This window comes from Dietzia cercidiphylli (genome assembly GCF_014145145.1).
GTDB classification, from domain to species: domain Bacteria; phylum Actinomycetota; class Actinomycetes; order Mycobacteriales; family Mycobacteriaceae; genus Dietzia; species Dietzia natronolimnaea.
This window is the reverse complement of record NZ_JAALEA010000035.1, coordinates 1-2406: the sequence shown is the minus strand read 5'-3', so window position 1 is coordinate 2406 and position 2406 is coordinate 1. Positions and strand designations below refer to the sequence as shown.

Here is a 2406-nt window from a genome sequence, read left to right as displayed (position 1 = left end):
CGGTCCGCGCCGCCGCCGAGGACGAGCGCCCGCGCCCCGGCGTCGGTGACCCTGGCGGCGTGCTCCGGGTCGACGACCACCTCGGACACGGAACTGAGCGTCAACAGTTCGGCCAGATCCCGGGACGGGGGCAACGCCACGGCCACGGCGCCGAGACGCGACAGCGCGGCGATCGCGACCAGCGCCGAGGGCCGGGTCTCCATGAGCACACCGATGTGGTCGCCCTGGCGCACCCCGACCTCGATCATCCCCCTCACCACGTTCGTGATCCGGGCGTCGACGGCCGAGTACGTGTGGACGCGGTCGGAGAACAGGAAGCACGCGTCATCAGGCTGCGTCCGCGCACGCTCGGCCATGATCTTGGCGAACGAGATGCGTGTCCCCGTCTGGATCTGCCCCAGTCGCACCAGGCGCGGCGCGGCGTGCAGCGCCTCGTATCCCAGGGCCCGCGTCGTCCGCAGAGTGCCCACGGCGAGGTGGCCGGCACCGCGCACCACACCGACCCCCACCCCGGCGATCTGCGTCGCCCCTTCCGTCGCGAGCATCACCGCCGTGCCCGGAGACGGGTCACCACCGGAGTCGGGCCCGACCTCGACGATGCCCTTCGGACGATCTCCGGTGCCTTCTCTCCAGTCGATCCAGTCGGCGACGGCAGGCCATGTCAGCGAGGAGGCGGTCGAGCCGACGACGAGTCCGAAATGCCCGGCGCGGACCGGGAACTCGAAGACGTCCGCGCCGGGGGCGACGGCCGCGATCTTCCGGACGCCCGCCGGGACGCCGATCTCGTCGACTTCCCCGAGCACCGCGAGGACGGGACAGGTGATGTCGGCCAGGGACACGACGTGATCTCCGACGACGAAGCCGCCGACCATCATCCGATTCTGGATGATCACCTGGTGGAGCACGTCGACGATCGCCGGTCCGGACCACGCGACGAATCCCTCGCCGCCGAGAAAGCGGCGCTGCCGCTCGTGTCCGATCAGCGCCTCGCGGTCGTGGAGTTGACGCAGGAAACCCACCTGCGCACGCGCGGTCTTGATCGGGTCGAGCAGACGGAACCCGGCTGAGGCCATCCACCCGGGGAGCGAGCGGTCGCTGAAGACGTGGTCGGCGACGAAGCGGGCGACGTTCACGATCAGGTCCTCGGGTACGCCGAGCGGGGCGTTACCGCGGACGTCGACGGGCGCGCCGAACGTCACGACGCTCTCGAGGTCGCGCGAGCGCCGGTATGCCGCGGCCTGATAGCAGAACATGCCACCCTGGCTGTACCCGGCGAGATGCACCGAGCGACCCGTGGCCGCGGTGACGAGGTCGACGGCGTCGCTCACGGCGACCACGTGGTCGGTGAGGGTGCGTTCGAGTCCGCCGTCCTCGAGGTCCGGGGAGCCGAAGTCGATCACCCAGGGATCCATGCCGGCCGCGTGCAGCGCGGCCACCGCGCTCGTCGACGGGGAGACGTCCCAGACGTCGGCGGAGATCATCATGGGGGGCACGAGCACGATCGGCGGGCGCGGTCTCTCTTCCGCATCACCGCCGACACGTCCGTGCTCCGCGACCCCCGCCACCGGCGCGTAGTAGCGGCGCAGCCGGAACATCGGCCGACGGGTGGCGATCTCGAACGGCGAGAACTCCTCGTCAGTCTGGAGACCGCCGAAACGCAGGACCTCAATCGCGTTGACGACGTACGACGTCGCGGTCTTGAGGGCGACGGCGAGGATGTCGGGGCTGAGGGTCATGGTGGGTCTGACACTAGGGCGCGACTTCTGGTCGGAGTGGTCAGTTCACGAACAGAGGGGAGGACGGGGCGCGAAAGGTGGTCGGCCCGGCGCACCGCCGGTCAGAACGGCGGGCGTCCGAGGTGGTCGCCCCACCGCTCACAGGACCACCCACCGCGGTCCGGCGCCAACTCGATGACCCCGCAGTTGGGGATCCGGTTGACCAGCGCCCACTGTGAGGGGACGGCGCCGGCGAACACCGCGATCATCCGCATGAGGGTGCCGTGCACCACCAGCACCACGTCGATACCGTTGTCGAGGTGGCTCTCGCGGAGCTCCGTCACCAACGGCATCGCGCGTTCCTGCACGTCCAGCGCGCTCTCTCCCCCCGGCAGGCACGAGGAGAGGTCACCGTGCTCCAGCCAGTCCCGCACGAGCCGGTTGTACGCCAGCAGCGCCTCGGTGCCGGTCCTCATCTCGTACTGTCCGGCCTGTACCTCGTACACCCCCGGCACGGCCCGGGTGGGCAGTTCTGTCGCGTCGGCGATCAGGCCGGCGGTCTCGCGGGCGCGCGCCGCCTCGGAACTGAGGATCACGCTCGGCGAGATGCCGGAGGCGGCGAGCTCGGCGCCCACCGTCCGCGCCTGGTCCCGCCCGAGGTCGGTGAGGGGGGCGCCGGGCAGGGCGGTGT

General features: G+C 71.0%; 2 protein-coding genes. Both read right to left on the bottom strand.

The features are described from left to right. The coding region (locus G6028_RS01950; RefSeq protein ID WP_182657884.1) for an AMP-binding protein at window positions 1–1736 on the bottom strand (1736 nt) is incomplete at its 3' end. Between the two features lie 101 nt (window positions 1737–1837). Then, window positions 1838–2406 (bottom strand): histidine phosphatase family protein (locus tag G6028_RS01945; RefSeq protein ID WP_182657883.1); only part of this gene is annotated, 569 nt, incomplete at its 5' end.